Annotated in this window: 27 protein-coding genes, 1 tRNA gene and 1 rRNA gene; 19 read left to right on the forward strand and 10 right to left on the reverse strand. The window is 35.3% G+C overall.

Features of this window, described 5'->3' with window-relative positions; all coding sequences use genetic code 11:
* Positions 1-64: 64 nt before the first annotated feature.
* Both ACEWK1_RS16615 and ACEWK1_RS16620 read left to right on the forward strand, forming a co-directional pair.
* On the forward strand, positions 65-1,549 hold the full coding sequence (locus ACEWK1_RS16615) for a flotillin family protein (protein WP_416636502.1): 1,485 nt from the start codon (positions 65-67) through the stop codon (positions 1,547-1,549).
* 133 nt (positions 1,550-1,682) lie between these two features.
* The gene (locus tag ACEWK1_RS16620; RefSeq protein WP_416636503.1) at positions 1,683-2,921 is read left to right on the forward strand and encodes a PucR family transcriptional regulator; all 1,239 of its coding nucleotides are present in this window, start codon (positions 1,683-1,685) and stop codon (positions 2,919-2,921) included.
* Positions 2,922-2,996: 75 nt separating this feature from the next.
* Here ACEWK1_RS16620 and ACEWK1_RS16625 read toward each other — a convergent pair whose 3' ends face one another.
* Both ACEWK1_RS16625 and ACEWK1_RS16630 read right to left on the reverse strand, forming a co-directional pair.
* The gene (locus ACEWK1_RS16625) at positions 2,997-3,422 is read right to left on the reverse strand and encodes a DUF1801 domain-containing protein (protein WP_416636504.1); all 426 of its coding nucleotides are present in this window, start codon (positions 3,420-3,422) and stop codon (positions 2,997-2,999) included.
* 36 nt (positions 3,423-3,458) lie between these two features.
* Positions 3,459-4,250 (reverse strand): Cof-type HAD-IIB family hydrolase, encoded by a 792-nt coding sequence (locus ACEWK1_RS16630; RefSeq protein WP_416636505.1) that lies wholly within the window; start codon positions 4,248-4,250, stop codon positions 3,459-3,461.
* Positions 4,251-4,501: 251 nt separating this feature from the next.
* Between ACEWK1_RS16630 and ACEWK1_RS16635 the strand changes: the two genes are divergently transcribed.
* From ACEWK1_RS16635 to spoIIP, 4 genes are all read left to right on the forward strand, one after another.
* A complete protein-coding gene (locus ACEWK1_RS16635; RefSeq protein WP_098798468.1) occupies positions 4,502-4,702 on the forward strand; it encodes a cold-shock protein in 201 nt (66 codons plus the stop codon).
* A gap of 164 nt (positions 4,703-4,866) precedes the next feature.
* Positions 4,867-5,286, forward strand: a complete 420-nt coding sequence (locus ACEWK1_RS16640; RefSeq protein ID WP_416636506.1) for a hypothetical protein — start codon at positions 4,867-4,869, stop codon at positions 5,284-5,286.
* A gap of 183 nt (positions 5,287-5,469) precedes the next feature.
* Positions 5,470-6,651: an MFS transporter gene (locus ACEWK1_RS16645; RefSeq protein ID WP_416636507.1), complete on the forward strand. Its 1,182-nt coding sequence runs from the start codon at positions 5,470-5,472 to the stop codon at positions 6,649-6,651.
* Positions 6,652-6,763: 112 nt separating this feature from the next.
* Entirely contained in the window at positions 6,764-7,918 is a 1,155-nt protein-coding gene (gene spoIIP / locus ACEWK1_RS16650; protein ID WP_416636508.1) for a stage II sporulation protein P, read from the forward strand.
* A 63-nt stretch (positions 7,919-7,981) separates the two neighbouring features.
* Here the strand turns inward: spoIIP and ACEWK1_RS16655 are convergent, their stop codons facing one another.
* Both ACEWK1_RS16655 and gvpU read right to left on the reverse strand, forming a co-directional pair.
* Positions 7,982-9,337, reverse strand: coding sequence for an amino acid permease (locus tag ACEWK1_RS16655; protein ID WP_416636509.1), 1,356 nt, complete (start codon positions 9,335-9,337; stop codon positions 7,982-7,984).
* A gap of 135 nt (positions 9,338-9,472) precedes the next feature.
* Positions 9,473-9,904, reverse strand: coding sequence for a gas vesicle accessory protein GvpU (gvpU, locus tag ACEWK1_RS16660; protein ID WP_416636510.1), 432 nt, complete (start codon positions 9,902-9,904; stop codon positions 9,473-9,475).
* A gap of 147 nt (positions 9,905-10,051) precedes the next feature.
* On the opposite strand from gvpU, the gene ACEWK1_RS16665 reads away from it, so the two are divergent.
* The 10 genes from ACEWK1_RS16665 (at position 10,052) to ACEWK1_RS16710 (ending at position 20,006) form a co-directional block, all read left to right on the forward strand.
* Positions 10,052-10,687, forward strand: a complete 636-nt coding sequence (locus tag ACEWK1_RS16665; RefSeq protein ID WP_416636511.1) for a LysE family transporter — start codon at positions 10,052-10,054, stop codon at positions 10,685-10,687.
* Between the two features lie 125 nt (positions 10,688-10,812).
* Positions 10,813-11,616, forward strand: a complete 804-nt coding sequence (locus ACEWK1_RS16670; protein ID WP_416636512.1) for an ABC transporter ATP-binding protein — start codon at positions 10,813-10,815, stop codon at positions 11,614-11,616.
* 70 nt (positions 11,617-11,686) lie between these two features.
* A complete protein-coding gene (locus tag ACEWK1_RS16675; RefSeq protein WP_416636513.1) occupies positions 11,687-13,075 on the forward strand; it encodes a sigma-54 interaction domain-containing protein in 1,389 nt (462 codons plus the stop codon).
* 14 nt (positions 13,076-13,089) lie between these two features.
* Positions 13,090-13,941, forward strand: coding sequence for a putative beta-lysine N-acetyltransferase (gene ablB, locus ACEWK1_RS16680; protein WP_416636514.1), 852 nt, complete (start codon positions 13,090-13,092; stop codon positions 13,939-13,941).
* 243 nt (positions 13,942-14,184) lie between these two features.
* Complete coding sequence (gene ablA, locus ACEWK1_RS16685) at positions 14,185-15,573, forward strand: lysine 2,3-aminomutase (protein ID WP_416636515.1); 1,389 nt, start codon at positions 14,185-14,187, stop codon at positions 15,571-15,573.
* 38 nt (positions 15,574-15,611) lie between these two features.
* Positions 15,612-15,884, forward strand: a complete 273-nt coding sequence (locus ACEWK1_RS16690; protein WP_416636516.1) for a YokU family protein — start codon at positions 15,612-15,614, stop codon at positions 15,882-15,884.
* Between the two features lie 31 nt (positions 15,885-15,915).
* Entirely contained in the window at positions 15,916-17,304 is a 1,389-nt protein-coding gene (locus ACEWK1_RS16695) for an aspartate aminotransferase family protein (RefSeq protein ID WP_416636517.1), read from the forward strand.
* Positions 17,270-17,974: a CoA transferase subunit A gene (locus ACEWK1_RS16700; protein ID WP_416636518.1), complete on the forward strand. Its 705-nt coding sequence runs from the start codon at positions 17,270-17,272 to the stop codon at positions 17,972-17,974. The genes ACEWK1_RS16695 and ACEWK1_RS16700 overlap by 35 nt, the downstream gene beginning before the upstream one ends.
* A gap of 68 nt (positions 17,975-18,042) precedes the next feature.
* Entirely contained in the window at positions 18,043-18,705 is a 663-nt protein-coding gene (locus ACEWK1_RS16705) for a 3-oxoacid CoA-transferase subunit B (RefSeq protein WP_416636519.1), read from the forward strand.
* Positions 18,706-18,743: 38 nt separating this feature from the next.
* Positions 18,744-20,006 carry a peptidase gene (locus ACEWK1_RS16710; RefSeq protein WP_416636527.1) on the forward strand — a complete coding sequence of 421 codons (1,263 nt, stop codon included), beginning with the start codon at positions 18,744-18,746 and terminating at the stop codon, positions 20,004-20,006.
* 173 nt (positions 20,007-20,179) lie between these two features.
* On the opposite strand, the gene ACEWK1_RS16715 is transcribed toward ACEWK1_RS16710, so the two are convergent.
* The gene (locus ACEWK1_RS16715; protein ID WP_416636520.1) at positions 20,180-20,878 is read right to left on the reverse strand and encodes a DUF421 domain-containing protein; all 699 of its coding nucleotides are present in this window, start codon (positions 20,876-20,878) and stop codon (positions 20,180-20,182) included.
* Between the two features lie 216 nt (positions 20,879-21,094).
* Here ACEWK1_RS16715 and ACEWK1_RS16720 point away from each other — a divergent pair, with 216 nt between their 5' ends.
* Positions 21,095-22,156, forward strand: coding sequence for a hypothetical protein (locus tag ACEWK1_RS16720; protein ID WP_416636521.1), 1,062 nt, complete (start codon positions 21,095-21,097; stop codon positions 22,154-22,156).
* Positions 22,157-22,237: 81 nt separating this feature from the next.
* Here ACEWK1_RS16720 and ACEWK1_RS16725 read toward each other — a convergent pair whose 3' ends face one another.
* From ACEWK1_RS16725 to ACEWK1_RS16745, 5 genes are all read right to left on the reverse strand, one after another.
* Positions 22,238-23,176: an exonuclease domain-containing protein gene (locus ACEWK1_RS16725; RefSeq protein ID WP_416636522.1), complete on the reverse strand. Its 939-nt coding sequence runs from the start codon at positions 23,174-23,176 to the stop codon at positions 22,238-22,240.
* Positions 23,177-23,340: 164 nt separating this feature from the next.
* Positions 23,341-23,529 carry a hypothetical protein gene (locus ACEWK1_RS16730; protein WP_098798479.1) on the reverse strand — a complete coding sequence of 63 codons (189 nt, stop codon included), beginning with the start codon at positions 23,527-23,529 and terminating at the stop codon, positions 23,341-23,343.
* A gap of 115 nt (positions 23,530-23,644) precedes the next feature.
* Positions 23,645-24,910, reverse strand: coding sequence for an erythromycin esterase family protein (locus ACEWK1_RS16735; protein WP_416636523.1), 1,266 nt, complete (start codon positions 24,908-24,910; stop codon positions 23,645-23,647).
* 17 nt (positions 24,911-24,927) lie between these two features.
* On the reverse strand, positions 24,928-25,305 hold the full coding sequence (locus ACEWK1_RS16740; protein WP_416636524.1) for a hypothetical protein: 378 nt from the start codon (positions 25,303-25,305) through the stop codon (positions 24,928-24,930).
* A gap of 17 nt (positions 25,306-25,322) precedes the next feature.
* A complete protein-coding gene (locus ACEWK1_RS16745) occupies positions 25,323-25,586 on the reverse strand; it encodes a DUF1292 domain-containing protein (RefSeq protein WP_247341112.1) in 264 nt (87 codons plus the stop codon).
* 317 nt (positions 25,587-25,903) lie between these two features.
* Here ACEWK1_RS16745 and rrf point away from each other — a divergent pair.
* Both rrf and ACEWK1_RS16755 read left to right on the forward strand, forming a co-directional pair.
* A 5S ribosomal RNA gene (gene rrf, locus ACEWK1_RS16750) occupies positions 25,904-26,019 on the forward strand.
* 35 nt (positions 26,020-26,054) lie between these two features.
* Positions 26,055-26,126, forward strand: a tRNA-Glu gene (locus ACEWK1_RS16755).

A 26,126-nucleotide genomic window follows, 5' to 3' on the forward strand; every position in this document is an offset into this window, starting at 1 on the left:
AATGGTCATTTCCCACGTGGGATCATAGAAATTTACATTATCAAAACATACGGAGGGAAGACATATGTCAGGTTTTTTTGGTGTAATTGTTATTTTCATTCCATTGTTAATTGTTGCAGCAATAGCTGGAGTTAGTTATTTCTTTTGGGTGAAAATTCGTTATCGAACTGCTAGATCAAATCAAGCACTTATTATTACTGGTCCAAAACTAGGTGATCCTGAGAAAGAAACGAATATATTTGCTGATCAAGAAGGACGTTCTATGAAAATTATTAGAGGTGGCGGTTACAGACTTAGACGTTTTCAAACAGCTACACCTGTTAACCTTACTTCGTTTCAATTAAAGCTATCAACACCAAGAGTTTATACAAATGGAGGCGTGCCGATTGTAGCAGATGCTGTTGCCATGGTAAAGGTGGCAGATACGTTAAATGGTATTGCCAATTATGCTGAACAGTTTTTAGGAAAAGAACAGGAAGAAATTGAAGCAGAAATTATTGAGGTACTTGGAAGTAATTTACGTGCGATTCTTTCAAAAATGACGGTTGAGGATATTAACAGTGATCGTGAAAAATTTAATCATGACGTTTCCGAGGTTGCTCAAAAACAATTAGATTTAATGGGTTTTAAAATTACTTCACTAGGGTTAACGGATTTACGTGATGCTGATGAGGAAAACGGATATCTAGAAAACCTAGGAAGACCTCGTATTGCTGAGGTTCGAAAATTGGCAGAAATCGCCGAGGCCAATAGTGAGCGTGAAACACGAATTCATAGAGCACAGACAGATCAAGAGGCTAAAGAGGAAGAATACAAGCGTCAGATCGCAATTGCTGAATCGAAGAAAGAAAAAGATATTAAAGATGCAGCCTTTAAAGAGGAAACTGAACGTGCAAGAGCTAAATCTGAGCAATCTTATGAATTAGAAAGAGCAAAGCTTGCAAAAGAGGTTAAGGAAGAAGAATTAACGCTTAAGTTTTTAGAGCGGGAACGTGCAGTTAAGCTTGAGGAAGAAGAAAGTAAGGTACGTAAAACAAAAGCTGATGCTGAATACTATGAAACAACACGTAAAGCAGAAGCAGAGGCACGAAAATCTGAAATTGATGGAGAAGCAAAAGCAAGGATTCGCCGTGAAGAAGGATCTGCTGAAGCAGATGTTATTCGTGAGCGTGGTAAAGCAGAAGCAGAGGCTCGTAAGCTGTTAGCTGAGGCAATGGAAAAACATGGTGATGTTATTATCACTGAAAAATTAATTGAAATGTTACCAGTATTTGCAGAGAAAATTGCTCAGCCACTAACGAATATTGATTCTGTTAAGATAATTGATTCCGGTAACGGTCAAGGAGTTTCTTCATTTGGTAAAAGCATTACAAAAACAATGGTAGATATCCAAGAACCATTAAAAGAAATGACAGGTATTGATATGGGAGAACTGCTGAAATCATATGCAACTCGAACAAATCGTACGGATAATCATATTACCTTTCAAGAAGCAAAACGAGATAACGGCAGTGACACGGTTACAGTAGTTGAAGAGGATGGGGAATGATGGAAAAAGCGGACGCTTGAATGTCCGCTTTTTTATTTCAAAAAAACCTTGCCACATTTCCTACAAAGAATCTATACAAGTCTTTATTGACAAAGTATCATAATGGTAAGAAACAATGAGTAGGAGTTTTCATATGGATGAGCTATTAGAACGTGTGTTATCTTTATCTGATTTACACGAAATTGTGGACGGTATAAGCAATGGTTTAAAAAAGCCTGTTATTCTTGAGAGTGATCATTTTTTCTTACTTGCTTATAATTCCTATTATGTGGATCATTTTGATTCAGCAAATCAACAAACGATTTTTGCAAAAAAATGTCCATTAAATATATTTGAAAGGTTCGTTGAGACAGGAATTATTGACAGATTAAAAACAAATGAACATCCTTTTAGAATTCACGAAATGAAGGAAATAGGTTTAAATCAACGAGTTGTTGTAAGTGCCAAATACAAAGGAACAATTATGGGATACATTTGGATACAAGAAATTGATGATCCTTTAACTGATGAACAGTTAACCTTCCTATACGATGTTTCCTTTCATGTTGGTAAGATGATTTATAAGAAAAATAAATTGAAACAGCAAAAAGCTGAAAAAATTGAACATTTTTTCCGTCAGGTGATTAATGGTGACTCTGTTAATGAGAAGGAACTTAAATGGGAAGCCACACAGCTAGATATAGTTTTGCCGTCGATTTTTAGTGTTATGGTTGTGAATGCTATTCATGCTGATGAGGAGCTTGTAGAAGAATTAAAAGAAACCATTCGATCATATTTAAATTTAAAAGATAATACAAGCCATGTGTTAGTTGATCGGACAAATATAGTTATTATCGTTGGTTGCTATTCCCTTAAATACTCACCAGTAGAAGCTGCCTTAAATATTATCGAAAACCTGTTATCAAACTTTGATGAGAAGCGATATTCGGACATTTTTATTGGAATCGGTAATGAATATCAACCTATTACATTGCTTCAAACGAGTTACAAAGAAGCGCTGGAAGTTGTTTCAATTGCTGAAAAACTTGGAACACAGGAGAACGTTCCGTATGAACATGATAAAATTGGTATTTTTCGCTATCTTGATGTGATAAACGAAAAAAATAAGAGTATGAGCTATACAAATAAAAATCTGAAGATTCTTCAACAAAAAGATAAAGAAAGTCAAACAGAGCTAGTCAAAACTCTTGAGTACTATCTTGTGAATAACTGCAAATTGAAGCCGACTGCAGAACAAATGTTTATTCATCCAAATACGTTAAATTACCGAATGAAACAAATTGCAGAGTTAACAACTATTGATTTTTCAGATTTTAATCAAAAGTGTCAGCTATATCTTGATTTGATGTTAAATAAAAAGCAACCTAGATAAGGATTTTAAGACAATACAAAATAAAGCAAAAACCAAACCATTATATCAATCGATGAAAGGTTTGGTTTTGTTTGGTTACTTTTGATCTGGATAAGTTCTTCTCAAAAAATTGATTGATTGAGTAATTAACTCCTCTAAAACTTCTGTATCAATATCCGCTAGTTTATTAATATAAACACATGCTTTTCCACTAGTGTGCTTACCGAATTTTTCTAATAACTGCTCTCGTTCGGTATCACCTGTTGCAAAATACAAGCTTATTTTGGCTTTTCGTGGAGAAAAGCCAACAAGGGGTGCATCACCCTCATGACCGGTGGGGTATTTATAGTGATACTTTCCAAACCCGATAATGCTTGGTCCCCACATTTTTGCCTGATAGCCTGATACATCCGTAAAAATATCTAATAATTTGTAGGCGTCTTCACGTTTTTTGGGACTTTCAACGCTTTCAATATATTCAATGACACTTTTATCATTCTCTTTTGTTTTTTGTTCGTACAAAGCAGTTCCTCCTAAAAAACAAATTAGAAACACAGCTTAGTCAACAAGGCCAAGTGATTTTAAACCGTTGTAAATACCTGAGTTTGTTACCTTCGTTGTTTTATATTTTGCGTATTGAAAAAGATCAGGATGTCCATTCCCCATAGCAAAACCTTCACCAACAACCTTGAGCATTTCCTTGTCGTTCATTCCATCACCGAAAGCAATGGCGGCTTCTCTTGGTAGAGAAAGTAGTTCTAGGATCTGCTGAACCGCAATCCCTTTATTTACGTTATCACGAATCACATCATAGCTATGGCGTAATCCATCAACATTAACCTGTGATAAATGAATCGAAGGATCTGCTTTTTCATATAATGCTGGTTCATTTTCACTTAAATTAATCAGAGTGATTCCTAAAATCTTATCAATTACATCAAGTGAATAGGAATTATTTTTATGTAGGTGAAAAGCTGAAATAAATTCTTTAACGATTGGACTTTCTAAGTCTGAGAAAATATTCTCCTCATGAGTGTACAAAACAAGCTCATGTCCATTGTTTTTGGCAATATCAACATATTTTTCAACAGTTGAACTTGACATTGGAGCCCGAAAAATATCCTCACCCTTATGAATGGCATACGCTCCATTGTAGCCAATAAATGATTCAATATTTAATTCCTCTGCAATATGTGATATTTCATGTAACGGGCGGCCTGTTGCAAGGAATACTTCAATTCCTTTTTTCTTCACTTCAGCTATAGCTATTTTTGAAGAATCCTCTATTGTGTCATCAGGTCTTAGCAGTGTACCATCAATGTCTAGAAACAAAATTTTATAATTAGTCATTTTTCATCTCCATCTCAGTTTTATAAAGTGTACTCCATTAATAAGTTTAAGTGAGTTTTTAATCCAGTTTCTTCAAGTAATTATTTTATCATAGAAAAAACGGGTGAATAAAAGTTTAACTATAATTTTATGTAGTTTTTACCTTTTTAAAAAAAATTTATATTTATATGTTTAATTTTTCTCCAACGGGTAATAATAATAACCGAAATTGTCATCAAACATGTTTTGATTGATTTAGGAGGAAATTTTTAATGGCACAAGGAAAAGTAAAATGGTTTAACTCAGAAAAAGGTTTTGGATTTATTGAAGTTGAAGGTGGAGATGACGTGTTTGTTCACTTCTCTTCAATTCAAGGAGAAGGTTATAAGAGCTTAGATGAAGGACAAGAAGTTACTTTTGATATTGAGCAAGGTAACAGAGGTCCTCAAGCTGCTAACGTTCAAAAAATATAAAACCGACTAAACCATCCAACAGGCCCTATTTAGGGTCTGTTTTTATTTTTAGACTTTTTTCGTTGTAAGCTCCTATTTTGATTCTGTACTTTTTTAAACAGCCTTTGAATAGGTTTGTACTAATCGTCAATTTATCGACATTCATAGAAATGGGGGCATTAGTAATGAAGATGGTTGATCAATTAAAAGAATTTATTGTAAATCAAGATGTAATTCCAAAGTCAATTAAAATTCATCCTGACGCGCTTTCGGAGCTCGAATCAGAAAAGTTTGTTTATATCATTAATAAACATGAAGAAAACCCTGTGAAACGATTTATGGGGATAGAGCTTATCTCGTCAGCTGATGTTAAAGGTTTTGACGTAGTAGAAGAAGGAGTTAATCAAGAGCGGTGGATTGTGAAAAAAGAGGTGAAAAAGATAAAAGAAAAATATGTCCGAGAAAAGGATAATGAATTATCTAAGGATATTAGCTTAATATTCGCGTACATGGGTTATTTAGAAAGAGAATTAGAAGATAAAACGAATTACTTGAACTACTTAAAAGAAAAGGAAGCGATTAGTGCTTCAGAAAATGTTGAATAATTTTACGACTTTATGGAAAGACACTAGCATGCTAGTGTTTTTTCTTTTGGAAAGTGAAACCCTTACATTTTTGGAGAAGATGTTTTATAATAGAAAAATTGATAACTAAACTTCTAAGATATGTAAGTATGAAAATGTTATATATCATCTCATACTTGCAAATAAAACATAAAGGATTTTTTTATGATAAACCAAAACTCCCTTGTACCATTAAGAACATTTATGTTTTTTGTTAGCGCTATCGGATCAATGGTTGTTAGTTTTCTCCCAATTTACTTTCAGTATAAAGGATTCTCTAGCTCTCAAATTGGCTGGTTTTTGGCAATTGGTCCATTTGTTGGCTTGATTGCGCAGCCGCTATGGGGATATGCTAGTGACAAGTATAAGACAGTTAAAAAAGTTTTATTTGCTTGTTTAATAGGATTTTCGGTAAGTGTTATTTGGCTGTTTCAGATTGATTCATTTTTATGGATTATTATAGCCGGATCTCTCTTTTTCTTTTTTTTCTCACCAGTTAATCCTCTGGCTGATAATCTGGCAAAAAGACAATCTCAGATTCACTCCGTTACATTTGGCTCAATAAGGATGTGGGGGTCTATAGGTTTTGCCCTCGTTTCATTATTTAGCGGCTTTTTACTTACGAAGTTTGGGATTGGATTTTTAGCCATCCCGATTACTGTTCTTGCAGTTTCTACTTGCTTACTTTCATTGACGTTAACTGATGCAAAAGCCGGTAGCAAAAAAGTGAACTATAAAGACATCGGTATGTTTTTTAAAGATCCAACCTTAACGGCATTTTTTATCTTGATTGCGTTAGTTTTGCTTACACATCGAACAAGTGATTCGTTTATTAGCTTATATTTGTTTGAAATAGGTGGAAACGAAATGTTAGTTGGATGGATATGGTTTATTGGTGTATCAAGTGAAGCACTTCTGTTTTTCTTAAGTGCCAAATGGTTTCGTTCTTCTAGCCCAATTATATATATTATAATCGCCTCAGTTCTTTATTGTATTCGCTGGATATTAACAGCACTTTCGCAGGATCCAACGATGCTCTTAAGTATTCAAGTTTTACATGGAATTTGTTTTGCTATTGTTTTTTTAGGTGCTCTTGAGTACTTGTATAAAGTCGTCCCTGAGGAGTTACAAGCAACAGGGCACATGGTATTCGTAGGTATTTCCTTTGGAATAACAGGAATCATCGGATCTTCAGTAGGAGGGATTATTTTTGAAAACTTCGGGGGATCAACGTTATATTTCTTACTAGCAGGATCTTCGTTTTTAGGGTTGATTGGTTTTCTTTTCTTTTATAAAAGGGAGAGGAAAACAGAAATTAAGCAAATTGAAGTGGAAAGTGTTAGTTAATAGATGGCCGCTGTGTAAAATGACAACATAGTGGCCTTTTCAAGGTTAAATTTAGAAAAATTAGCCATACAATCTCCTGCTATTCATATATATAAGTGAAGGGGGTTGTACAGTGAAATCTACAAGACCATTCATTTTAAAACTTATTTATATACCTATTCTTATAATCCTCCTCATGTTCTTCTTAATTGGCATTCTGATTTCGATGAATGTTACTGTGGATTCAAGAAGTATCCAGAGAACGATCGGTGAATTAAACACAGAACAGTTATTTGTACATTTTCTCCAGTTTGAAAATCATTATTTCTACCCAGAATCTGAAAACCCCTTATTAACAACATCTAATTTATCTACCTTAGCTATTCAGCTTGCAACAAGTGTAAAACCAACTGACGCAAGGACCTTTCTAGGAAATGAATTACCTGGTCTTAGATTATATGATACAGAGATAGCAGTTGCAGGTGAAGGAACCAATCTTAGCAACATACCATATGAATCACCACCACCAACTGAAATTTTACTTCAGGAAAGAAAAGTTGTGGAGGAAGAATTAAAGGGAAGAACAACAGATGATAATAATGAACAAATAACTAATCCAGAAGAAAAAACAGTGTTTATCTATCAGAGCCATAGCTGGGAGTCTTTTTTACCGTTATTGGAGGGTGCTGAACAGCCAAGTGAGGCAATAAGTTCAGATGAGCGTGTAAATGTAATTGGCCTTGGAAGTCGTTTAACTGAAAATCTAATGAAAAAGAAAATTGGTGTACAGCACGATAAAACCAATATGACTCAAGAGCTACAACAAAAAGGTTGGAAGTCAACGAAAGCATATACCGTTTCTGGAACAATTGTAGATCAAGCAGCGACGGCAACAAATAGTGAATATGTATATTACATTGATATTCATCGTGATTCTGCAAGAAAAAACATTACAACAAAAACTATTAATGGAGAGACTTACGCAAGACTCTATTTTGTTGTGGGAAAAGAAAATGAAAACTATTTAGAAAATCTTGATTTTGCAAAGACCTTACATCAAAAACTCGAAAAAAAATATCCAGGAATTAGTCGAGGTGTATTCTTAAAATCAAAAAGTGAGGGTAATGGTGTTTATAATCAAGATGTTTCTAATAAAGCAATGTTGATTGAAATAGGTGGAGTAGATAACAATCTTGATGAACTTGAAAGAACAGTTGATGTTTTTGCTGATATTCTTTCTGAATATCATTGGGAAAATCATGAGGCAAAAGAAGTGGATGGACAGTGACATTGGAGCAAAAGCCGGAATTTTATTGAAAAACCGGCTTTTGTTGTATATAGAGGTGTTAATTTAATAATATTTAATTTTGCTATTAGATTTAGGGTTTTTCCAATGCTTTCTCATAATTAAACAAACAATCCCGATAATGGTAATAAATAATATACTAACGTAAAAACCTGGTCGTATTGATTTTTCAAACAAGGTTCCGCTGATTGCAGCGAGAAGAAGAATTAAGCCAATATATCCTAAAATTTTATTCCAGACTTTTAGCTTCAGAAGTTTGAATGAAGAACAAATAATAAAGATCCAATTATATAGCAGCAAAATTCCTGCTGCTGTTGTAATATATTCGTAAATTTTTCCTGGTAACAATAAAGCAGTAACGATTGAGGCAATAAGCCCAACTGTTGCAAGGATTAATGAAGGTAAAGGTAAGCTTTTAAACTTTAACTTCTTTGAGAATACAGCTGGTGCATCCCCATCATCAGCAAGGGTAACAAGGAGGTTTGTTACTCCATATAAAGCGGCTGTCATTGTTGAAAAACCAGCAATAATAATGGCGCCATTAAAAACATGTGGGAAAAATGGCAAATTAAAGTCAGATAAAGCAGTGACAAATGGGCTTTCTTTGTCACTAAATTTATCAAATGCAACTAGTGAAACAGCAAGTCCTAAAGATAAAACATATACGGAAGTTAAGCTGATTAACATGAAAGATCCAGCTTTTGGTGCATCCTTTTTATCCTTTAATTGCATTGCTTTTAATCCAATAACTTCAATTCCGCCATATGCATAAAATGCATAAATGAGTGAAGAATAAAAGCCTTTAAAACCATCTGGGAATAGTTCCTTAGGTGCGACAGGTACACCTGTTGGTTTTGCGTCTCCACCACCTATCCATCCAAAGAGTGCAGCAAAGGCAAGAATGATGAACATAAGGATAGCAGCAAACTTCACAACAGCAAAAATGTCTTCCATTTTATCAAACCCACTCGTTCCAGAAATCACAACAAGGATGGAAAGTACCGCATACCCTGCTGAGAAAATCCATAAAGGAACATTAGGAAACCAAAATTGTGACAAAATAGCTAGTGCAGTTAATTGACTTCCCATTACAAGAATATTTGAACTCCAATAATTCCATCCACAACCAAATGCTGCCCACTTACCAAACGCTTTTCCAGCATAATAGCAAAATGAGCCTTCTTGTGGGTCTTTAGCAGTCATTTTTGCTAAAACATTATAAACAATAAAAGTTCCAAGGGCAGCTAATAAAAAGGAAAAAACTATGGAAGGCCCGGCAATTTTAACCCCAATTCCAGATCCTAGAAAATAACCTGTTCCAATAGTACATCCAATTCCAATTAGTGATAACTGCCACCATTTCAAGTTACCTTGTGATGTGTTTTTTTCAGACTTTTCCATACAATACCCTCCCAAAAACTCCCTAATAAATAGGGTTTCAAAGAATTGATTTTATTATGTAAAGTTTCGGTTGCTATCCGAAATAGAAGGCTAAGCGTCATTTAAAAACCCCTTACAATAGTAAGGGGAATATTATTAGACAAGCGAATTGAAGGAAAAGCCATCAACTGCTGAAATTCTTCCTCTCCACCATGTTCCGCGGTTAAGAGTTTCTTGACTGTTTGTATTTAGATATTTAGCATCTTTAAGGTGAATAAAGGTGAAAGGAGTCGAATTGTCTTTAGACTCTTTATCAGATTCTTCTTGTTTCTGCTTGGCGTATTCTTCTTTTAAATCATGAAACTTCTTTGAAATAATTTTTGACATTGTACTATCATGGAAATTCTTCGATGCTTCAGTAATTCCTTCGTAATAGGCAGTTGCCCCGATAAGAGTTCCTGAGACAACAGTTCCGTTCACGCTTAAAGTAACATCAACTTCAACACCGTCTTGCTCTACTAGATCTAAAAACATCAAAATAATAGCATCATCAGTACCTGTTTGTTTTTGCTCTTTTTCTTTTGCCATATTGAAACACCTCGCAAATAAACGTTGGTAAAGTTATCATGCCCTAAAAAGCAGGTGATTCTTACTCCATTTTTTAACATTTAATCATAGTGGACAACTCCCTTCATATAATGTACAAGTCCGGTAAAAAGGGAGTGTGTGGTTTCATTGAGTATCAGCATATTAGTTAGCTACATTTTTTTAGGGTTATCCTTAGCTGCTCCGATTGGACCAGTTAATTCTGCAAGATTAGACAAAGGAATAAAGAATGGATTTTGGCATGCTTGGATTGTAGGAGCAGGAAGTATGATTGCAGATGCTATTTTTATGCTCTTTGTTTACCTTGGTATGGTGAATTTTCTAGATATACCCTTTGTCCAAATTTTTCTATGGTTATTTGGTGGATTTATTCTTATTTATTCAGGTATTGAGAGTATTCTAGGTGTGAATAAGGTTAATCTTACAATAACCCGTAAAAAGGATTCCTTAACAAAATGCTTTTTTACTGGGTTTATGATGTCTATAACAAGCCCACTTTCCATTCTGTTTTGGTTAGGGATTTATGGATCAGTATTAGCTAAAACGATCCAAATGAATGGTACGAGCCAATTATTGGTGTACAGCTGTATGATTTTTGTAGGGCTAACATTGTGGGATGTTTTTGTTGCTGGTCTTACAACAGGATTCCGTAAATTTTTAAATGATACTAGCTTAAAAGTAATCTCAATTATCTCTGGTGCTTCACTTTTAGGTTTTGGACTTTATTTTGGCTATCAAGGGCTGAAAGCGCTCTTTAGTTTCTAATTCCAATGATGTAATTGATCATTGGAAATAAAAGTTAGCAAAGCGATTGCCTTTATTCAATCGCTTTTTTCTTTTAAACTTATACTATTAAGAGGAAAAAGCTAATGTGGGTGAAAGGAGAACTTATGGCATCAATAATCGAATTAAAACACGTTTCACTAAAAAGAAATGGTCAATGGATTTTGAAGGATATTAATTGGGAAATCAAAAAGCATGAACATTGGGTGTTGTATGGACTAAATGGTGCTGGAAAAACAGCTCTCTTAAACATGCTTTGTGCGTATTATTTTCCAACTGAAGGAGATGTAAAAGTATTAGGAAAGGTATTTGGTCGTGATTATTTAGCGGAAAAACTTCGTCAAAAAATCGGACTAGTATCGACAAAGCTACAACAGAAATTTTATCCTTCAGACACTGCATTTGAAATTGTATTAAGTGGTGCTTTTGCTTCAATCGGACTTTATGATAAACCAACAGAAGAAATGAGACAAAAAGCGATTGGACTATTAAAAGAACTGAGCTGTTTACATTATGCGGATAGAGCATATGAAACTTTGTCACAGGGAGAAAGGCAGCGAGTTTTAATTGCTAGAGCTTTAATGTCAGAGCCTGAGCTTTTAATTTTAGATGAACCGACAACAGGTTTAGATTTTCTTGCACGTGAACAGCTATTAGAATCAATAGAGGGCATGATGAAGAAGGAATCCGCACCAACTCTTCTTTATGTTACTCATCATGTTGAAGAGATCTTGCCAATCTTTTCTCATACTCTTTTATTAAAAAGTGGAGAAGTATTCGATTCTGGTGAAACAAATGAGATGCTATCTGCTGGGAAGCTCTCAGCGCTTTTTGATTCTGACGTTTCAGTAATCTGGGATGAAGGACGTGCAAGTTTAAGGAAAAAAGTTCAAACCATTGATGCAGAATAGTACTCGCTCTTTCTTAATAAAATTAGAAATAAGGCCTACATCTTTTACGATTACAAAGAAGGTGTTCGAAATGTTTCTAAAATCCTTTGAAACGAAACAAATGCTTGAGGCAATCTTAGAGAGTATTGATGAAGGAATTCATGCTGTTAATTCTGAAGGGATAACAATTTTTTATAATCAAGTAGCTGCAAAACATGACGGAGTTGAAGTGGAGGAAGTACTTGGAAAGCATGTTCTTGAGGTATTTCCTTCATTAAACTGGCAAACAAGTACCTTACTTAAGGTCATTGAGACAGGAAACTCAATTTATCAGCAATCTCAAACCTATAAAAATAGTAAAGGCCAGCTAATTGATACGGTAAATACTACTTTACCTATTAAAGTTGGGAATAACATTGTTGGGGCAGTTGAAATTGCCAAGGATTTTACAAAAGTAAAACAACTTTCTCAAAAGCTTCTTGAACTTCAGGAAAAAATGAATGGGCAACAATCAAAGCCAATAACCATTTCAGGAGCAAAGTATGAGTGGGACCATTTTGTAACTGCTTGTGAAGAAATAAATGAATTAAAGAGATTGGCTAAAAAGGCTGCCAATAGTACATCACCGGTTATGGTATATGGTGAGACTGGCACAGGAAAGGAATTAATGGTTCAAGCCATTCATAATGGTTCAGTAAGAAAAAATGGGCCATTTATTGCTCAAAATTGCTCTTCTTTGCCTGAATCATTACTTGAAAGTATTTTATTTGGAACGAAAAAAGGAAGTTACACAGGAGCGGTCGATCGGGCGGGATTATTTGAGCTTGCTCATGGTGGAACGCTGTTTTTAGATGAGATTCATACAATGCCTTTGGATTTTCAAGCAAAGCTGTTACGAGTCCTGGAAGATGGAGTTATTAGGCGAGTTGGAGGTGTTGATTCATATTCAGTAGATGTAAGAGTTATTGTCGCGATGAACGAGCATCCTTACATTTGTATGGAAAAGAAGCAATTAAGGACTGATTTATATTATCGTCTAAATGTTTTCTTTCTTGAACTTCCTCCTTTAAGAAAAAGAACGGGAGATATTCCTCTATTAATTCATCATTTTATTCAAAAATATAACTACAATTTCGGTAAACTTGTGATTCATATTGATGAGAAAGTGATATCACTGCTAGAAGGTCATTCCTGGCCAGGAAATGTTAGAGAACTTGAGCATGTAATTGAATATGCGATGAACATGGTAGAAAATGAGGATACATTAACAATTCACCATCTACCTTCCTTTATTAAAGATAAAATTCCTGCTGAAAAGGATGTAATAAAATCCTTTCGTGAAGTTGTTGAGAAAACAGAGAAAGACTTAATTCAACAAGCACTACACAAAACAAATGGAAATGTGCTTAAGGCCTCTGAGCTCCTTGAACTCCCAAGACAAACTCTTCAATATAAAATGAAAAAATATAAAATTCACTAAATGAGGTGGATACAATGACCTTGACTTCCGAAACGAAGAAAATTTCAACATCTCGTTATGTCATGCAACTGTATTTAGACTATTTTAATGAACGAATTCGCGTCGATCATTACCGGGGAAATATGACAATGATTTTGCAGGAAATAGAAAGATTAAGCGCAGAAAATACCTTTCAAAAAATTATTTTTTACACACGCCCTGAGCAGTGGATGGACCTTTTATCAAAAGGATATGAGTTGGAAGCAGTAATAAAAGGATATTTTAATGGTGCTGATAACATGATTATGACAAAGTATATAGATGATAAAAGAAGAACAAGTGAACACTGGATTCAAGAGAATACTATTCTTGAAAAAGTCTTTCAAAAAGAAAGACAAATAAATGAAACAGACTTACCTGCTCATTATCATTTCCGCAAAGCTGAAATAAACGATGCTGAACAACTGGCTAATTTATATGGTAAGGTGTTTGAAATTTATCCAATACCGATGAATAATAAAGACTATGTAAAAAAAATGATTAATGCGGGCAATCTTTTTTATGTAGTGGAAAGCAACAACTTAATAGTTAGTGCTGCTTCTGCAGATGTGAACATTGATTTTAAAAATGCTGAGTTAACAGACTGTGCAACATTGCCAGAACATAGAAAGTACGGGTTAATGAAAATGCTGTTATTATTTCTTGAAACTGATTTACGCAATAATGGGATTTTTTGTGCATTTTCAATTGCGAGATCACTATCCTTTGGGATGAATGCAGCGTTTTATCAGCTTGGTTATGAATACAATGGGAGATTGACTAAGAACTGTTATATATTTGATAAGCTTGAAGATATGAATGTATGGGTGAAAGATCTCTCTCATTAACTGCCGAGTTTTTATCATGCTGCCGAATATTCAGCAAGTTTCATAAGCGTTGTTTGCCCGAATCTTGGCACTTGCTGCTTTTTTTATTAAGAAAAAGAATATCTTTTAATGAAGAGTAGACATAAATTTTTTTCCAGATGCTTAAACATAACGATTTATCTAAAGAAAATGTTTTCCCTTCTTATAGTTGGCACAAATCTTGCTTAATAATTTGTGAATAGCAAATATAAGGGGGAAATCTTCATGTTGCATGATTTATATAAACCGGACCGTCATTGGAAGGAAATTAGTTTATGGAAAGATGTTACGGATGAAAAATGGAATGATTGGATTTGGCAGTTAACAAATACAATTCGAACTCTTGATGATTTAAAACAAGTCATTGACTTAACACCTGAGGAAGAAGAGGGTGTTAAAATATCTACAAAAACTATACCACTTAATATTACTCCTTATTATGCATCACTTATGAATCCAGCTGATACGAGATGTCCAATTCGAATGCAATCTGTTCCGATTAGCCAAGAAATAAAGAAAACCAAATATGACTTAGAAGATCCGTTAGAGGAAGATGAAGATTCTCCTGTAGCAGGTTTAACACATCGTTATCCAGATCGTGTGCTTTTTCTCGTTACGAACCAATGCTCCATGTATTGCCGTTACTGTACCCGCCGTCGTTTTTCGGGGCAAATTGGGATGGGGGTGCCTAAGAAGCAACTAGATGGGGCAATAGACTATATTCGTAATACACCAGATGTTAGGGATGTTCTATTATCTGGTGGAGATGGACTTTTAATAAATGACACAATTTTAGAATATATTTTAAAAAATTTGCGTGAAATCCCACATGTGGAAATCATTCGGATTGGCACAAGAGCACCTGTTGTGTTTCCGCAACGAATAACAGAAAACCTTTGTAATATTTTAAAAAAATATCATCCTGTTTGGTTAAACACACACTTTAATACTTCTATTGAGATAACAGAAGAATCTAAGCGTGCTTGTGAAATGCTTGTTGATGCAGGTGTGCCTGTCGGCAATCAGGCTGTTATTTTAGCGGGAATAAATGACAGTGTGCCGATCATGAAAAAACTCATGCATGACTTGGTCAAAATTAGAGTCCGGCCTTATTACATTTATCAGTGTGATCTGTCAGAGGGGATCGGTCACTTTAGAGCGCCGATTTCTAAAGGATTAGAAATCATCGAAGGCTTACGTGGGCATACGAGCGGTTATGCTGTTCCAGCCTTCGTTGTTGATGCTCCTGGTGGTGGAGGGAAAATTACGTTACAACCAAACTATGTGATTTCCCAAAGTCCGACTAAAACGGTACTACGAAACTTTGAAGGAGTAATCACAACGTATCCAGAACCGGAAAAGTATATTGCAGGGCGTGCAGATGATTACTTTAATGAGATTTATGGTGCGGAAAATATCAAACCGTCTAAAACTGGAATTACCTCTCTATTAAATGATGAGAAATTTAATCTTGTACCAGAGTCATTGGAACGTCTTCACCGTAGACAAAGTTTCCAAGAAGATCCGAATTATTCAACATTAAAAGATAAGCGTGAAAAGCGAGATGAGTTAAAGGAGAAAAAGTTTCAGGCACAACAAAAGAAAGAGAGTTAGTTAGTAAACAGAGGGCAAGGGAGGTGTCATCATTTTAAATGAAATGTGAATGGTGTGAATCCGCTAATGTAACAAAGATAACCTGTACGGTTTTTTGGGAGCTGCCTGATGGAACACGTGCCATTGAAATTACTGATACACCTGGTGTGAAATGTGCCTCATGTGGGATGGAATATCAAGATGAAAAAATAATTGAGGAGCTAGAAGATCAGTTATTTCTTATTGATACAAAGAAAGTGGATAAAGTGATTTCTTTCCAATCGTTAATGACAATGCCAAGGTTATTAAAACGTAACTATTTTAAATTTTAGCGTTGTTTATGTAAAAGAAAGAGGCGATCGTATGAAGCGGTCATTATTAATTAAACCAACCATGAATGAGCAATATCCAACAGTGAGTTATGGGAAGGGGATTTATTTATACGATAATAAGGGCAAGCGATATATTGACGGATCCTCAGGTGCAGTTACAGCGAGCCTTGGTCATGGGGTAAACGAAATTATTAAAAGCATGCAGAATCAAGCAAATAAAGTTTCATTTGTTTATCGTTCTCAATTTACTTCAGAGCCTGCTGAACGTCTGGCTGAGAAATTAAACAAACTAGTTGATGCTGATGAAGATTATTGGTCCTTTTTTGTAAATAGTGGATCAGAAGCAACGGAAACGACGATGAAGGTTGCCATTCAATATTGGCAGGAGCAAGGGAATTTTAAGAAGCAAAGAATTTTGTCGCGGTGGGTGAGCTACCATGGAATCACCCTCGGTGCGTTATCTATGTCTGGGCACATAAATCGCAGGGAACGATTTGTTTCCTTACTTGAGGATTATCCCTCTGTTACAGCTCCTTATTGCTACAGATGTTCTTTTGATAAAACCTATCCAACTTGTCAGTTAATGTGTGCACATGAAGTGGAAGCAGCAATAAAAAGAATCGGAGCTGATCATATTGCTGCTTTCATCGCTGAGCCAATTATTGGTGCAGCAGGAGGTGTGATCGTACCTCCGGATGGATATTATCAGAAAGTTAGAGAGATATGCGATCGCTACAACATTTTATTTATAGCAGATGAAGTGATGACGGGAATCGGGAGAACTGGAAAAATGTTCGGCCTGGATCATTGGGGAGTAAAGGCTGATATTATTGCACTGGGAAAAGGAATGAGTGCGGGATTTACCCCTATTGCTGCAACACTCGTAAGTGAAAAAGTGATGAAACCGATTCTACAAGGCTCAAATTCTATCATGAGTGGCCATACGTATAGTGCCAACCCTCAATCAGCAGCAAGTGCTTTAGCTGTTTTAGAATATATTGAAAATAATAACCTTGTAGATAAGGTAAAAGAAAATGGCACATACTTGCTGAAAAGACTTAAAGAAGAAATAGCCAACCTTGAAATAATTGGCGATATACGTGGGAAAGGACTAATGATTGGGGTTGAGTTTGTTTCTGACAAAAATATAAAGCAGTCATTTCATAATAATGGTACTGTTACGAACAAGGTTGTAAAAAAAGCTAGAGAAAAAGGCTTATTAATCTATCCGTCCTCCGCAGGTCAAGATGGGGTAGGTGGAGATGCGATTATCATTTCTCCTCCCTTTATTATCTTAAAAGAAGAAATAGAGGAACTTGTTTCTATTCTTAAGGAAGTTGTCTCCGAAATTCAGAAGGAGCTAGGACTAACAGGGGGAACAGACCATGAAGCAATCAATGTCAAAAAAGAGGGTAAATAAGGTTGGGAGTTTAGATGAAGGTTTTTCCCGTATTAGTGATGGATGTTCACTTATGTTTGGTGGATTTGGGGGAGTAGGAAATCCACCAACTATTATAAATGGCATACTTCAAAAGGGAATAAAGGATTTAACACTCATAGGAAATGATGCTGGATTTCCTACAATAGGAATTGGGAAAGTGGTCAGTCAAGGAAGGGCGAAAAAAATGATTGTCTCCCATATTGGGTCAAATCCGATTGCAGGGCAGTTAATGATAGATGAGAAAATGGAAGTTGAATTTTGTCCTCAAGGAACATTGGCAGAACGAATTAGGGCAGGTGGAGTTGGTCTTGGAGGAATTTTCACTGATATCGGGATTGATAGCATGATTGAAGAAGGAAAACAAAAAATCAAGATAAACGGTCAAAGCTATTTAGTAGAAACAGCACTCACTGCAGATGTTTCAATTGTTTACGCCAAAAAAGCAGATACCTTCGGAAATCTTGTTTATGAAACAAGTGCCCGAAATAACAATCCTTTAGTAGCGATGGCTGGTCGATATACAATCGTCGAAGCTGAACAAATTGTCGAAACAGGAGAACTTGACCCAGAAAGCATCATCACACCAGGCGTATACGTAGACATCGTCGTACAAAGCGAAGGGATCGATTGGAAATGGGCTTGGGAGTGATGGTGCCTGTCACTTCCCGGGTTTTGACTGTTTATGTCGAAATTCGTTAAGGGGAGGTTAGAAAAGTGATGGCAGAATTAGATGCTAGAAATAGAATTGCCAAACGTGCAGCTAAGGAAATTGAAGAAGGCATGATTGTTAATTTAGGAATTGGAATTCCTTCACTGGTACCAAATCATTTACCCGAAAAACTACAGGTTATGTTTCAGGCAGAAAACGGAATTTTAGGAATGGGTGAGTCACCCAAAAAAGGAGAAGAAAATCCAACTTTGTGCAATGCAGCTGGTTTTCCGGTGAGCATCGTACCGGGAGCATCTTATTTTGATAGTGCCACAGCTTTTGGAATGATTCGTTCAGGATATTTAGATATGACCATTCTTGGTGGACTGCAAGTGAGTGAAGAAGGTGATTTGGCAAACTGGATTGTACCTGGTAAACGAATACCCGGTATTGGTGGGGCGATGGAGTTAGCTAAAAAAGCGAAAAAAGTCATTGTTTTAATGAATCATTGTGATAAAAAAGGGCAGTCCAAAATTGTTAAAACATGTACACTTCCTTTAACCGCAAAAAGGTGTGTTAGCATGATTATTACAGAAATGGCGGTAATTGAAGTAACAAATGAGGGTTTACTGTTAAAAGAAGTGATGGAACCTTATTCAGTTGAAGAAGTTGTAAGTCTAACAAATGCTAAATTACAACTATCAGAAAATAGTAAGAATAGTATCTACTAAATAGAGATGGGGGATGAAGGGTGAACGAAGAACGAGAGATGCTTCGGGCACAAATAAACCAATGGCTTACTAATAATCATGATCATGGAATAAAGCTATTACAAAAATTAGTTCAAGAAAATAGTATTCAGGGGAATGAGCGAAAAGCTCAAACAATTGTTATTGAAAAGCTACGTAAAATTGGTTTAAAAGTTGATGCGTGGGAGCCTGAGGGGAAACAGCTAGTTGAACATCCTTATTTTGCATCACCAAGAAATGAATTTAAAGGCAGTTTAAATGTTGTTGGTGTATTAAAGGGAACTGGTGAAGGTCGTTCTCTTATATTAAACGGACATATTGATGTTGTGCCCGAGGGTGATGTAACACAGTGGGATCAACAACCTTATAGCGGGAAGGTTGTTGATGGAAAGCTTTATGGTCGTGGTGCAACAGATATGAAGGGTGGAAATGTTTCCCTCCTTTTGGCATTATCTGCTCTACGTGCACTGGGTATTCCATTGAAGGGAGATGTTATTTTTCAAAGTGTAATAGAAGAAGAAAGTGGAGGCGCTGGCACACTAGCAGCGATACTAAGAGGTTACCAGGCTGATGCTGCCCTCATTCCTGAGCCGACAAATATGAAAATATTCCCGAAGCAGCAGGGATCAATGTGGTTTCGGTTAAATGTTAAAGGTCTAGCTGCACACGGAGGAACACGGTATGAAGGGGTCAGTGCGATTGAAAAATCTATGGTCGTTATTGAACATATTAAAAAACTTGAAAAAAGTAGAAATGAGCGTATTACAGATCCCCTCTACAAGAATATCCCTATTCCTATCCCAATTAATATAGGGAAAATTGAAGGTGGAGATTGGCCCTCATCTGTCGCTGATCTTGTCAAGTTAGAAGGAAGAGTAGGAATTTCTCCCGATGAGACGATAGAGCAAGCTCAAAAAGAATTTGAAAAGTGGATTCAGGCCCTGGAAAAAGTAGATCCGTGGTTTGCTAAATATCCAGTTTCTCTTGAATGGTTTGGAGCAAGATGGGTTCCGGGTTCAATTGATCTTAATCATCCATTCATGTCTTCATTATCAAAAAGCTACTCAAAAGTTACAGGTGAGCAACCAGTTATTGAAGCATCTCCATGGGGAACTGATGGTGGCTTGTTAACTACAGTTGGTTCAACTCCAACCATTGTGTTTGGGCCGGGTGTTACTGAAAAAGCGCACTACCCAAATGAATACATTGAAATTGAAAAAGTATTTGAAGCAGCTGAAATTATTGCGCTAACAATTGTTGACTGGTGTGGAGTTGAACGGTAGATTCGGTTTCATTTAAGGTAACTTACTAACTGAAGAAGAGCAATGGGCGAAGGTTCGCCACGTTATTGACATTGCGAGTAGTGCTTGGAAGTAGTTCGACAAGTGACAGGTACGACCCGAAGTATGTCGAATGAAAGAGGCTGTACCAAATTGGTAAGGCCTCTTTTGCTTGTTTAATGTATCAAATCATTTTTTGTATCAATATAGATGCTTCCGTCTTTCTGAATTTGAGCATAAAATACGTCTGAAATAGATTGGATTCCGGATTGTTGCAATTGCTGTTCAAGCCATTCTTGATTTAGATTTAATTTTTGCAGGTTTTTTGAGATTACTCTTCCGTCATTAATTACCTCAGTAGCTATTGGAAAATAAACAGGTTTTATTGATTGTATATTCATATCCGCTTTCGTTAATGGTTGTTGGGCTTCTTTCTTCATAACGGATATCTTACCATCCGTTTCGAAAATAGCATAATCAACATCAAGGACTGAAAATACATTTTTCTGTCTAAGTAAGGCATTTAAAGCATTAACATCCAGGCGAACTTTACGAAGTTCATCCTCCATAATTTTCCCATTCTTAATCAAAATTCGCGGCTGTCCCTCAATGACTGTACGTACTCTCTTCGATTTGATGTCAATATAACCAAGAGCAATTGTAAAAAGACTCCACCCGGCCAATGCTATAATGCCGTTTCTAATTGAAACTGTTGAATTAATTACTAATGAAGCACCAATAGTACCGATCGCAATCCCAGAAACGAAATTGAAAAAAGTCATTTGAGAAATTTCTTTTCTGCCCATTATTCTTGTCAAAACTAATAGCGTTGTAAAGGTAATAGCAATTCTTGATATTAATTCTGTGACGGACATATTCATTCTCCTAAATGATATTTATTTATTATTAATCTTTTTCCTTTTAGCTCAAATTATGTATTTTATTTCACATCACAATGAAATTGTTAATAGATTCTAACAGTTAAAGAGATTTAATGAAAAATCTCGCCATCAAATTGTAATAAATTTCCTTTGTGAACTCCTATTTCTTCCTAATTTTTCTTATATAATAGAAGAAAGGAGGTATTCATTATGCATGCTATATCAAAGAAAAGCCTAATTAGTTTTTTTATTCTTCTTTCATTAATTATCACAGCCAATACCATGCTGTATCGTGTGGAATTTGCGAAACCGCTTCCGAATGGGGTTGCACTAGGTTCTTTGTTTGATTTTATTATTGTTATTCCATTATTAGCTTACTTTTTTATCATCAGAAAACGTTACTCATTAAAATATTTACTTCCCGTTGCATTAGCAGGCTATGGAGTTGCTTATCTCGTTGTACCGAACGGACTACTTTCTTCCTATTCGTTTGTGAAATATCTGCTTTTTGCGGGGGAAGCTGCATTACTATTACTAGAGCTTTATATTGTCTATAAATTAATAACAAAAATACCCGCTATCTTAAAAAGAGTAAAAACACATCAAACAGAAATTCCTACTCTGCAATATCGAATAGAACAGTCTATTTATCATGAGTTAAAGCCTTCACGATTCTTAAATATCATCGTATCTGAGCTTTCTATGTTTTATTTTAGTCTTTGCACTTGGAGAAAAAAATCACTAACAATACGTAATAATCAAGAAATGTTTACGTACCATAAAAAAACAAGCTCTATGGCATTAAATATCATGCTGATTCACGCTTTGATACTCGAATCTGTAGGGTTTCATTTTCTGCTTCATTCTTGGAATGAGGTTGTGGCTATCATCTCACTCGTTTTGAATGTGTACACCCTTTTCTTTTTATTAGCTGAAATTAACGCAATTCGTCTAACACCTTTTATAATCACTGACCGTTTTGTGTCTCTACAGATTGGATTAGGAAAGCAGCTAATCGTACCTTTAGAAGAAATAAAAAGCATTCACTATTATGATGGTCCCGAGAAATTGTCCAAAGAAGAGAGAGAAAAGGTATTTGATGCAGTACTACCTGATTTTATGAAAGAAAAGCCAATTTTTGAAATCGAATTTACTTGTGAGCAGGAAGCCAAATTCATGTATGGCTTTAAGAGAAAAGTAAAGAAAGTACATCTTTCACCGGATGAACCTGAAAGATTTTATCAAGCGTTAATAAGAAAAATAGAGGACTAATGAAACCGTAGATATATTTGTTCAGTTCAAGTTAATAATAAATGATCGACACTAAAAAACCCCACTATATGAAGGTGGGGTTTAAGTGTTCGTTGAGATTAATTGCTTTAATGGGTTAAGCATATATTCATGTAATATAACAACTCTCGATGAATGTGCAAAATGTTCTTCAAAAGTGAATAGGAAATCTTGATAAAACGAAAGAAAGCACTCGGCATTACAAACATTTTGTTTAGTGAAAATTCCGGATCGATTTAATAATACATTTTCATATTTTAAAGAAAGTCTTTTTATGGGCTTTAAGAGCTTTTTAACATCACGTATCCGATATATTTCGCGTAATTGTTCTGTTATCTCTTTCGCATCTTGTTGCAGCTGTTTAGAAAGCTTTAGGTTTATCATCCTAATGTCTTTAGGTGATTCTTCTTCAAAGATAAATTGTTTTAGCATAATCATGTCAGACTTGATTGGTTCACACAAATAACTTTGGTAGATACGAAATGTATTGTAAGCATCATACATAGGGTTGTGCTTTTCACCTAGAAACTCTAATCCGTACAGAGCTAATCCATCCTCAACCGATATATTATTCTTAGAAACTCTTTTTTTGAAAATATCTTGAAAGTCTGTATATCGTGTTTCGATTTTTCTAATTGTCCGTTCTGGGATGCTATGTTTTAATGAATCGATTTTTAAACGTGATAAATCACTTGGAGACCAGGAAAAATATTGAGACTTCTTTAACCCGCCAACCCATTCAAGAAAATCAGCAAAAACGTCTTTAAAATCACTAGCTTTTTCTAAATCAGAATCATCAATACCCGTTAACCTTTTGCAGAAGTCAGTTAATGGATTTCTATTTTCTGGTCGAATATATCGATCAAAATATGAAGTTTCTTCTGAATCTAGCTCATATTTTACCGCACCCAAACGAATGGCTTCCATCTTCTCAAAAGCCATCCCTTGATCAGAGCATAACATCTCGAAATCAAAGAAAATATATTGTTTAATGTCCGCCATTCATTTCCCCCCCTTTAACAGGTAATTATATGGGGGAAAGTTTAAAATGAAAAGATCCAATAAGTGTAAAATGAAAGTATGTCTAATATTACAATTAGCCTTTTACATCGTTTAAAAAGTAAAAGCATAAGAAGATACTCAAATATCTACTTATGCTTCTTATTTTATTTGTTCAAAAACCATTTTAAGAAAGGCGGTAATTTCTTGTCTACGATTTTTAATTCATCCATTAATAATTTGTCTTGATGGTCTGTTATCCAATTTTCAAGTTCTTTTTTTGTGTTTAGTTGGGTATAGTAAGTTTCTCCCTTTTTACCTACCGCATTGACAACAAACCGACATGTGTTCCCCATAAATGCCCACCTTTATGAAAATAATCTATCCATTTAGCATTATAACAAGGGAAAAATTAATTTCTAGCCTTTACTTATAAGAAAGAAGGGAGTAAAATTTAACTCTTTACCTTAATTATAGTAGGACCTCTTGTACCTCGATCGGACTTAGAGCATTTGACTGATCAATATAAATAAAAGCATTGTATCTATTTGACATGATTGATGGTACATAATTTCCATAATGTTCGTAAGCAGGATTATAGACAACTCCGATTGCTCGATGAGCAATCGTCTTATTGAAAAGATGCTTATTTTGTTCATTGAATACTAAATATTTATCATATGAACCTGCTTGATACATACAGTCTTCCCAACTGCCAGATTGAGCGGGAGGGGTGACCATTTTCTCAAGGTTTACACCCCATTGATCTGCTGCAATAACTGTTCCACGATGTGTACCAAATCCAATAATAAAAAGCTTGTCTTCTCCTTTTTGTTCCCTTAAGAGCTGCCCTACGTTAACAATCCCTTCATTAGCCATATCTGTTGCACGTGCGTCCCCAACATGGGTGTTATGCTCCCAAATAATACCCTTTGCATTTTCTCCATAAAATTGATGAATTTTATTAATGATTTCTACCATATGACGGTCACGAATATTCCATGATTCATTATCATTCAATACCATTGTTCGGTAATAATTTTCAGCATTTGCTGTAATGATGGCATTTACTTCAAGGTCTAATTCATTTTCTTTATTACTTGAATAATTTGATTTATTCAGACGGATATCGGTTAATAATTTGGAAACCTCCTCGTGACAACCTTCACCATAAAATGAAGCAGAAATTCCGTATTTTTCAGGGCGGCGATTAAATGGTTCAAAGCAAGCAAAAGCTTTTTTTACTGTTTCAACGTGAGAAGGAGTTGTTCTTTCTAAATACTTAATAATTTCATCAATTGATTCCCATAAAGAGTAAACATCTATTCCGTAGAAACCAACCTTTTTGTCATCAGGTTGATGTTGATTATATTTTTTTAACCATTCAATTAAATCAATCATTTCCTCATTGGCCCACATCCATGTTGGCCAGCGATTAAAGGATTTTAGCACATCACGTGCATGTGAGGATTGTTTATCAATACCTTTAATATATCTATTTACTTGTTGACATGCAGGCCAGTCACCTTCAACTGCAACATATGTAAATCCTTTTTCCTTTATAAGTTTTTTCGAAAGTTCTGCTCTCATTGTGTAAAACTCAGAAGTGCCATGAGAAGATTCCCCGAGAAGGACAAATTGGTGGTTACTAAATTCGTTTATCAAAGAATCTAAATCCTCTGATTCATGTATTGGCTTAGAATAATCTTTAATCGCTTGAATTAATTTGTTGGGCATTTTTCATTCCCCTTTAATTATTGTTTGTATTCAGCATGATAAGAGTTTTCACCAGAATGAACAGACAATAAGGTGTCTGCGTAGCCGACAAGTCGATTAACTATTTCATCAGAAATCGAATAAACAAGTTGGTGATGTTTTCTAATATGTAATTCAGGATCATCAAAGATAATAGTAGTATTGATAAAAATGTGCTTCGTATCAAAAAGATTGTAGTGGATAATTGTTTTTCCAGCAGCTCCACCTGTTAAAGGATCTTTATAACTTGGTAAAAAAACATACCATTCCTCTGCAGAAGGTGAGCGAAAGTTTTTAGTATAGGTCATTCCTTTTATTTCTTCTTCAATTTTAAGCTTTAGGCTTTCGTCCATTACTTCTATAATGTTATCCTTCATCACTGATCTCCTTCGGTTTAATCAGCAGGGTTCGCATCAACTGCAATTTCATACGCATCTAATACGATATTCTTTTTAATTGGATCTGAAACTCCAACAAGATATTGACCATCTTCTTCGTCTAAAACCTGCATAATGATGGAATCATCATCATTATCTTTTGATGTTAATAGGGCATAGGTTTCAGCTTCCACAGCAAGTAATGCTTCAACTGAGAACGTTCTTTCTTTTCCGTACTCATCTTCGACTGTAATAAAATCCCTTTCTTGCTCCAAAGTCATTTTACACACCTCCAAATTGTCAAAAGTAGTTTATCCTAATTAGAATCATTTAATGAGATTGAGAGGGGAATTACTTACTTAGAAGAATAAAAAATAATAGCCCATAATTTGGATCTTTTCTTTTATAAATTGAGATGATTGTTTCCGTTGCCGAGAAAACCTAGTAAATACAATTAAGATATTGACACATGATTAACTAGTGTGATAAATTATAAATCCTGATTCACTCGAAACAAGACAAGTCAAATAAGTTTTTTATAAAAAGGTCTTGAAATTTTTCGTGAAGTTATTATAATAATATTTGTCCTTGAAAATTGTCTGGTAATGATGGCGAAGAGGTCACACCCGTTCCCATGCCGAACACGGAAGTTAAGCTTTTCAGCGCCGATGGTAGTTGGGGGATTCCCCCTGTGAGAGTAGGACGTTGCCAGGCGTATCCATTTTTAGGTCATGCAACAATTAAAATATGGCCCATTGGTCAAGCGGTTAAGACACCGCCCTTTCACGGCGGTAACACGGGTTCGAATCCCGTATGGGTCA

It is taken from the genome of Metabacillus sp. YM-086, assembly GCF_048059995.1.
Classification (GTDB): Bacteria; Bacillota; Bacilli; order Bacillales; family Bacillaceae; genus Metabacillus; species Metabacillus litoralis_B.

Coding starts and splice junctions, on each gene's coding strand:
- gvpU (WP_416636510.1), bottom strand. CDS start 9,904: ATGGCAAAAGAAAAAGAGCAAAAACAAACAGGTACTGATGATGCTATT.
- ACEWK1_RS16655 (WP_416636509.1), bottom strand. CDS start 9,337: ATGGAAAAGTCTGAAAAAAACACATCACAAGGTAACTTGAAATGGTGG.
- ACEWK1_RS16645 (WP_416636507.1), top strand. CDS start 5,470: ATGATAAACCAAAACTCCCTTGTACCATTAAGAACATTTATGTTTTTT.
- ablA (WP_416636515.1), top strand. CDS start 14,185: ATGTTGCATGATTTATATAAACCGGACCGTCATTGGAAGGAAATTAGT.
- ACEWK1_RS16635 (WP_098798468.1), top strand. CDS start 4,502: ATGGCACAAGGAAAAGTAAAATGGTTTAACTCAGAAAAAGGTTTTGGA.
- ACEWK1_RS16720 (WP_416636521.1), top strand. CDS start 21,095: ATGCATGCTATATCAAAGAAAAGCCTAATTAGTTTTTTTATTCTTCTT.
- ACEWK1_RS16740 (WP_416636524.1), bottom strand. CDS start 25,305: ATGAAGGATAACATTATAGAAGTAATGGACGAAAGCCTAAAGCTTAAA.
- ACEWK1_RS16725 (WP_416636522.1), bottom strand. CDS start 23,176: ATGGCGGACATTAAACAATATATTTTCTTTGATTTCGAGATGTTATGC.
- ACEWK1_RS16615 (WP_416636502.1), top strand. CDS start 65: ATGTCAGGTTTTTTTGGTGTAATTGTTATTTTCATTCCATTGTTAATT.
- ablB (WP_416636514.1), top strand. CDS start 13,090: ATGACCTTGACTTCCGAAACGAAGAAAATTTCAACATCTCGTTATGTC.
- ACEWK1_RS16730 (WP_098798479.1), bottom strand. CDS start 23,529: ATGGGGAACACATGTCGGTTTGTTGTCAATGCGGTAGGTAAAAAGGGA.
- ACEWK1_RS16675 (WP_416636513.1), top strand. CDS start 11,687: ATGTTTCTAAAATCCTTTGAAACGAAACAAATGCTTGAGGCAATCTTA.
- ACEWK1_RS16710 (WP_416636527.1), top strand. CDS start 18,744: ATGCTTCGGGCACAAATAAACCAATGGCTTACTAATAATCATGATCAT.
- ACEWK1_RS16640 (WP_416636506.1), top strand. CDS start 4,867: ATGAAGATGGTTGATCAATTAAAAGAATTTATTGTAAATCAAGATGTA.
- ACEWK1_RS16620 (WP_416636503.1), top strand. CDS start 1,683: ATGGATGAGCTATTAGAACGTGTGTTATCTTTATCTGATTTACACGAA.
- ACEWK1_RS16670 (WP_416636512.1), top strand. CDS start 10,813: ATGGCATCAATAATCGAATTAAAACACGTTTCACTAAAAAGAAATGGT.
- ACEWK1_RS16745 (WP_247341112.1), bottom strand. CDS start 25,586: ATGACTTTGGAGCAAGAAAGGGATTTTATTACAGTCGAAGATGAGTAC.
- ACEWK1_RS16705 (WP_416636519.1), top strand. CDS start 18,043: ATGGCAGAATTAGATGCTAGAAATAGAATTGCCAAACGTGCAGCTAAG.
- ACEWK1_RS16735 (WP_416636523.1), bottom strand. CDS start 24,910: ATGCCCAACAAATTAATTCAAGCGATTAAAGATTATTCTAAGCCAATA.
- ACEWK1_RS16690 (WP_416636516.1), top strand. CDS start 15,612: ATGAAATGTGAATGGTGTGAATCCGCTAATGTAACAAAGATAACCTGT.
- ACEWK1_RS16715 (WP_416636520.1), bottom strand. CDS start 20,878: ATGTCCGTCACAGAATTAATATCAAGAATTGCTATTACCTTTACAACG.
- ACEWK1_RS16695 (WP_416636517.1), top strand. CDS start 15,916: ATGAAGCGGTCATTATTAATTAAACCAACCATGAATGAGCAATATCCA.
- ACEWK1_RS16700 (WP_416636518.1), top strand. CDS start 17,270: ATGAAGCAATCAATGTCAAAAAAGAGGGTAAATAAGGTTGGGAGTTTA.
- ACEWK1_RS16630 (WP_416636505.1), bottom strand. CDS start 4,250: ATGACTAATTATAAAATTTTGTTTCTAGACATTGATGGTACACTGCTA.